The organism is Longimicrobiaceae bacterium, assembly GCA_035696245.1.
Lineage (GTDB): Bacteria > Gemmatimonadota > Gemmatimonadetes > Longimicrobiales > Longimicrobiaceae > DASRQW01.
In genome coordinates this window covers 1-5,900 of record DASRQW010000450.1, presented here as the reverse complement: position 1 = coordinate 5,900, position 5,900 = coordinate 1, and the positions used below count along the sequence as shown (strand labels likewise).

Sequence of the window (5,900 nt, the reverse complement as noted above, 5' to 3'; positions counted from 1 at the left end):
GTCCACCAGCACGAACGCGGAGGAGTCCACGCCCACCTCGCGCACCAAGAAGTCGCGCTCCAGCGCCAGGCCCGCGTCCCAGCTCCCGCTGCCGCGCACCTCGCGGCCCAACGTCTTCAGCAGCTGCTCGGCGAACCAGTTGTGGCTGTTGAGCAGGATCGGCGCGAGCACCTTGGGCAGCGGCTGTGAAAGATGCTCCGCCAGCGGCGTCGCGCGTGCGGCGGCGGAGCGCGCCGGATCGGAGACGACGCGCACGGCGGGCTCGTCCATGGCAATGCCGCGGGCGGCCAGCACCTCGCGGAAGACGGTGGCGGCGTAGCGCGCCGGGTCCTCCACCGCGAACGACTCGTGACGTTGCGCGGCGCCCAGCGGCATCTCGCCGTAGGCGCGGGCGTGGCCGAACGTGCCGGGCTCGCCGCGGTCGAAGTCCATCGTCTGCGGCCGTCCCGCCGCGACGGTGACCGCCCGGTTGTCCAGCGTGTAGAAGCGGGATGTGGGCTCGGCGGTGATGCGCGGCGGCTGGCCGGGCGCGGCGCCCGGAACGGCGAGGATGTCCACGCAGTTGTCGTTGAAGCCCAGCGCGCCCACCGGCGCCGCGTACCACCACAGCAGGTCGTAGCGCTCCCACTGGCCGCGCAGGTGCTCGGCCTCCCAGTGGCTCTCGTCGCCCACCACGGCGCCGGCCACGCGGCGGATTCCTCGCGCCGCGAGCGAGTCCGCCAGCGCCTCGAAGATGGACGTGCGGCGCGCCTCGTAGCGCCCGGAGATGGTGGGATCGCCGCGTCCGTAGAGCACCAGGTCGCCGTGCAGCACGCCGTCGCGCACGGGCCCGGTGCCGTAGATGGTGGTGCGGTAGCGGAAGTCCGGACCCAGGTAGCGCGCCGCCGCGGCCGCCACCACGAGCTTGAGGTTGGACGCGGGCATGAAGTGCCGGTCCGCGTCGCGGCGGTACAGCGCGCGGCCGGTGGCGGCGTCGCGCACCTCGATGCCCCAGTGCGCACGCGCCAGCGGGCCGCGCGAGACGATGGAGTCGATGCGCGCCGCGAGCGCCGCGTCCTGCGCGCGGTGCGTGACACGGGGCGGCGGAGGGGCTACGTTGGGGCGGCGCGGTGCTTGCCCCACCCGCGGCACGGCGGCTGCCAACAGCAGCGCCGCGGCGGCGGCCCACGGGCGGGCGAGGCGGCGGACGACGCCAGGAGCGGAGAGAGACCGGATCGACATGATGGCGGCACGCGGGGAACGGGGGCGATGAGCGAGATCCTCTTCGCGGACGACGACGCGGGGCTTCGGGAGATGGTGGCCGAGGTGCTGCGCGCCGGGGGGCACCGCGTGCGCCTGGCCACCAACGGCACCCAGGCGCTCGCCGAGGTGCGCGCCGACGCGCCGGACCTGGTGATCCTGGACTACCGCATGGGCACCCCCGACGGCTTCGCGGTGTGCCGCGAGATCAAGTCCGACCTGCGCATCGCCCACCTGCCGGTGCTGATCCTCACAGCGCAGAGCGACATCGAGGACCGGCTGCGCGGCTTCGACGCGGGGGCCGACGACTACCTGCACAAGCCGTTCGACCCGCGCGAGCTGCTGGCCCGCGTGTCCGCCCTGCTGCGCCTCGCGCAGCGCGGGCTGGACCGCAACCCGACGACGGGGCTGCCCGGCGGCGAGGCCATCCACCACGAGATCGAGCGGCGCCGCGGCGAGGGCAAGCCCTTCGCCGTCTGCTACTTCGACCTCGACCACTTCAAGCCCTTCGCGGACCACTTCGGCTTCGCCGTGGCCGACGCGGCGATCCGAGCGGCGGGCGAGGCGGTCACGGGCGTCGGCGGCGAGGCCGGCGCGTTCGTGGGCCACGTGGGGGGCGACGACTTCGTGCTGCTGTGCACCCCGGAAGATGCGCGCCAGCTCGCCGAGAAGGTCACGGAGCGCTTCCGCCGCGCGCTGCCTGCGCACCTTCCCGACGGCGCCGTGAGCGTGGGCAGCTACAGCGGCCGCGACCGCTACGGCGTGCAGCGCGAGTTCCCCATCACCCGCCTCTCGGCCGCCGTCGTCCACATCGACCCGGCGCACTGGAGCTCGCTCGAGGCGCTGGGCGAGCTGGTGGCCGACGTGAAGCACCGCGCCAAGCAGGACGGCACCATCGGCATCGCCGAAGTCCAGATGGCCGGCTGACCGGCTGACCGGCCTCAGCCGACAGATCGACGAACGCACATGGCCGATGGCCGATGGAAACGTAGCCGCGGCGCGGCTGAACGGCAAAAGGAGAGCCCCCGGCGACCGTGCGGTCGCCGGGGGCTCTCTGCATCTGCCGAGACGCGGCCTACAGCTGCGGGCTGGCGAGGCGTTCCGGGGCGTGCAGCAGCTCGCGGAACTCGTACAGGATCACGCCCTCGTCGGTGACGTCGGACGAGACGCGGATGCCGTCGTCGAGCGAGTTGAGCACCTTCTCGGCGCGGGGGACGGCCCAGCCCAGCGAGGTGGCGACGTCGGTCACGGTGAGGCGGCCCTGGCGCTCGGCGGCCAGCTTGAGCACCGGCGGCTGGAGCGCCCCGATCAGCGCCTCGCGGCGGGCCTCGCGCTGCGACTCGGACTTGCGGTGCAGCATGTAGCCCCCGCCGCCGAAGAGCAGGCCGAACAGGATGGGCGGGAGCTCCAGGTCGATCACGCCCGCCAGCAGAAGCAGCGCCGCGAACGCGAAGAGGACGATGGAGCCGCGGCGGTAGCGCGCGTCCGGCTCGCCGAAGCCCATCTGCATGCCCGTGCCCTGCCCCGCCGCGTCGAGCGACACGCCGTGCTCGCCGAACTTGCCCCAGTTCATCCCGCAGCGCGGGCACAGGCGGTGGTCCTTGCGCAGCAGGTAGTACGCGAGCCCGCCGGCGCCCATGATGCCGCCGGTGACCACCGTGCAGCCCACGAGCTTCGCCACGTTCCGGCCGCGCGAGAAGTGCCCGGCGCCCGGCCCCGCGTACGCGCAGCGGGGGCAGAACCCGCTGGGCTCGACCAAGGTGGGGAACTGAGAGGCGTAGCTGGGCCCCAGCGGGCCCGCCTGGCCCACCATGCGGGGCGGCTGCGGTGCCCGCGGAGCGGGCGCCGCGGCACCGCAGACCCCGCATTCCGTGCGGCCCTCGGCGATGAAGGCTCCACAAGTCGAGCAGTACATTTATCGGCTCCCGCGCTGCGTGCGCGCCAGGCAGTATGTGGTTCATGGGCGCACCCCGGTGCGCCTGCCTTGATACGACGCGACTTCAGAAAAGATTCATCCGCGTCACCCTTCCGTGCGCTCCACCGGATGCGTTTCGCGGAGATGAGGAAGCCGATGCAGGGACGCCGTGCGACGCGTCGCGAAGATGGGACCGCGGCGGTTCGCCGTACCCCGATGAAGAGGTGCGGCGGGAGACTCGCGCGGCGTGATGCGTGAGCCGGCGCGGAGCACGCGAGGCTCACGCCGGGCGGGGAGACCCCGGACGGAGGCGGGCAGGCAGTATCGCCCGCCGGAGGAGGAGGCTCCCCGACCCCGCGGAGGAGACGGACGGCGGGGCGGTTTCCGCCGGCCGGCTCCGGAGCGGCCCGTCCGAAGCGCGCCGAACCCCCATCCGCCGAGACCACTTCGCCCCTCGGCGTTCGTCCGCATCGATCGCGCCGGGTTCGAAGAAGAGAGGGCGAGCCCCCGAAAGAAGGCCCGCCCTCTCGTCGCCCATCCGCCAACCGGCCGGGAGAGCCTACCAGCGCGCCTTGGTGCCCCGCGCGTCGATGTGCACGAACGGGCCGTGCGAGCCGTTGTCGCGGTACACGCCCACGCCGCCGGTGAGCTCGGGGTACTTCGCCTCCACGCGGTCTACGGCGCGCAGGATCACCTCGCCGTCGCCCGTGTCGATGCGGCCGTCGCCGTTCAGGTCATCCATGTAGCCGTTGGCGTCGTTGTCCACCCACACGTCCGACGCGTCGCCGTAGGTGTGCCGGCTCAGCAGCGCCCGGCCGCCCTCGCCCACCCCCTGGATGTTGTACGCCGGCGTGCGGTAGCCGCTCATCACCGCCATGCGCTCGGTGCGCACGCCCATGGCGTTCAGCTCCTGGATGGTCAGCTCCAGCTTGTCGATGAGGCGCAGGTCCAGCGCCACGTACTTGGGCCACACGTCGGCCTGGTCGTGCGTAACGAAGCTGCCCAGCGTGAAGTGCTCGGACACCGGCATGTCGCGATTCTCGGGCGTGACCTCGATGAAGCCCGGCGGGGGCGCGTACGCGTCGCCCCGCCCGCTGCTCTCGGTCACGTAGTCGCCGATGCGGTAGCCGTTCAGGTAGCCGTTGCGCTTGTCCGACAGCGGCACGCGGGTGACCACGGCCAGGCCGTCCACCGTCTGCGTCCAGCCCAGCGCGTTCAGCCGGAGCTGCCACATGCCGGCGGCGAGCGGCGCCTGCACGCCCAGCGACAGCCGCGCCTGCCCCAGCAGCCCCGGCGAGCGCGACCCGCCCAGCGGCTGCCACGCGTACGACACGTCGCCCTGTGGGCTCTCGGCCCACACGATGGGCAGCTCCACGCCGCGGCCCTGGTCGGTGAAGAGCATGCGCAGCTTGCCGCTGTGCCCGAACGCCATGGGCGCCAGCCGCGCCAGCTCCTCGCGGGCGGTGGCGGGGCGGGCGCGCAGCGAGCGCATGACGGGCTGCACGCTCCCCGGCGCGGCGAGGCCGAGCGTGGCGCCGGTGAGCACGGCGAGGGCGGCGGTGACGAGTACGCGGGACGGGTGCATTCGGGGGCGGGCTCCTGTTGGTGCGGAATCGCGGTCTGGCGGCGAGGGCGCGAGTGGCGCCCGGCGTGCTGACGGTTCGGTAGATGCGGTCTGGAGATGCGGGGCGGACGGGCGCTACCGGAGCGCGGCGAGGTCCACGATGGGGTGGCCCATGAGCGGCGAGCGCGCGGTGCGGATGCGGCCCACGGCGCGGAACTGCTGGAGCGCGGCTAGGTGGCGCACCGCCGGCAGGAGCTGCGCGGGCACGGCGAGGTAGACGAAGCCCGTCTCGCCGTTGGGGTCGCGGGCGAGCACGAACGCTTCGCCCGGCGTGAAGTCGGTCCGCAGCCGGTCGGCGTACTGGAGCGAGACGAAGCGCAGCGTCCAGTCCACGTCGCGCCCGGCGTACGCGTCCGGGTCCTCGCGGAGCGCGCGCAGCGTGACGCCCGGCGCGGCGGCGTTCGCGGCGGCCACCGGCGAGCGCGTCCAGCCCTCCACGCGCACCCGTGTCCACTCGCCCTGGCGCGCCAGCACCTGCACGGGCGCCGCGGGATCGACCACGGCAATGGTCCCCGCGTTCGGCGCCGTCCGCAGCACGATGGCCTCCCGCCGCGCGGTCGCCGCAGGCAGCGGAGCCGTCGGACGAGCAGGCGCAGCGGGTGTCGGACGAGGCGCGGTCGCGACCGAACGAGCCGCTGTCACTGCCGCGCGAGGCGCGGGCGTCATCGGCCGAGGCGCTGCGGCGGCGGGTGCCGGACGGAGCGCAGCGGGCGTCGCCGCGACCGGAGCGTTTCCGCGGAAGGCCGATGCGGATGCGAGCGCCGGAAGCGGGCGTGCAGCGGGCTGCGTCGGCCGAGGAGCGGTCGGCGTCGTCGTACGCGCAGGCGCAGGCGCAGGGCGAGCGGGCGCGGCGGCGACCTGCGCGGGAGGGCGGGCTGCGGTGGACGGTTTCGCCGGCGCAGGCGCGGGAGTGCGAGCGGGGACGGCAGATGCGGTGCGTGCGGCGGTGGGCGCTGGAGCGGGCGGTTTCGCGGCGGCGACGGCAGGGGGCGTCTCGAGCAGCGTGCCCCACACCCAGCCGCTGCGGCGGACGTGAACCCAGCCCGCGCGCCGCTCCACCTCGCGCACCACAACGCCGTTCGCGGCCCGGCCGATGGCGGGGCCGCCGGGCGCGGAGTGGAT

5 protein-coding genes are annotated in these 5,900 nt (G+C 74.3%); 1 reads left to right on the top strand and 4 read right to left on the bottom strand.

Annotated features, from left to right (window positions below):
* Window positions 1–1,221: D-alanyl-D-alanine carboxypeptidase/D-alanyl-D-alanine-endopeptidase (dacB, locus tag VFE05_20200; GenBank protein ID HET6232408.1), on the bottom strand; the 1,221-nt coding region annotated here is incomplete at its 3' end.
* Window positions 1,222–1,248: 27 nt separating this feature from the next.
* On the opposite strand from dacB, the gene VFE05_20195 reads away from it, so the two are divergent.
* Window positions 1,249–2,166: a response regulator gene (locus VFE05_20195; GenBank protein ID HET6232407.1), complete on the top strand. Its 918-nt coding sequence runs from the start codon at window positions 1,249–1,251 to the stop codon at window positions 2,164–2,166.
* Window positions 2,167–2,314: 148 nt separating this feature from the next.
* Here VFE05_20195 and VFE05_20190 read toward each other — a convergent pair whose 3' ends face one another.
* From VFE05_20190 to VFE05_20180, 3 genes are all read right to left on the bottom strand, one after another.
* The gene (locus tag VFE05_20190; GenBank protein ID HET6232406.1) at window positions 2,315–3,052 is read right to left on the bottom strand and encodes a hypothetical protein; all 738 of its coding nucleotides are present in this window, start codon (window positions 3,050–3,052) and stop codon (window positions 2,315–2,317) included.
* Window positions 3,053–3,713: 661 nt separating this feature from the next.
* Window positions 3,714–4,739, bottom strand: coding sequence for a hypothetical protein (locus tag VFE05_20185; GenBank protein HET6232405.1), 1,026 nt, complete (start codon window positions 4,737–4,739; stop codon window positions 3,714–3,716).
* A gap of 114 nt (window positions 4,740–4,853) precedes the next feature.
* Complete coding sequence (locus VFE05_20180) at window positions 4,854–5,315, bottom strand: hypothetical protein (GenBank protein ID HET6232404.1); 462 nt, start codon at window positions 5,313–5,315, stop codon at window positions 4,854–4,856.
* Window positions 5,316–5,900: the final 585 nt, after the last annotated feature.

What these genes read in the sequence shown, in the direction of transcription:
- VFE05_20195 (HET6232407.1), top strand. Translation starts at nt 1,249, where the DNA reads ATGAGCGAGATCCTCTTCGCGGACGACGACGCGGGGCTTCGGGAGATG.
- VFE05_20190 (HET6232406.1), bottom strand. Translation starts at nt 3,052, where the DNA reads ATGGTGGGCCAGGCGGGCCCGCTGGGGCCCAGCTACGCCTCTCAGTTC.
- VFE05_20185 (HET6232405.1), bottom strand. Translation starts at nt 4,739, where the DNA reads ATGCACCCGTCCCGCGTACTCGTCACCGCCGCCCTCGCCGTGCTCACC.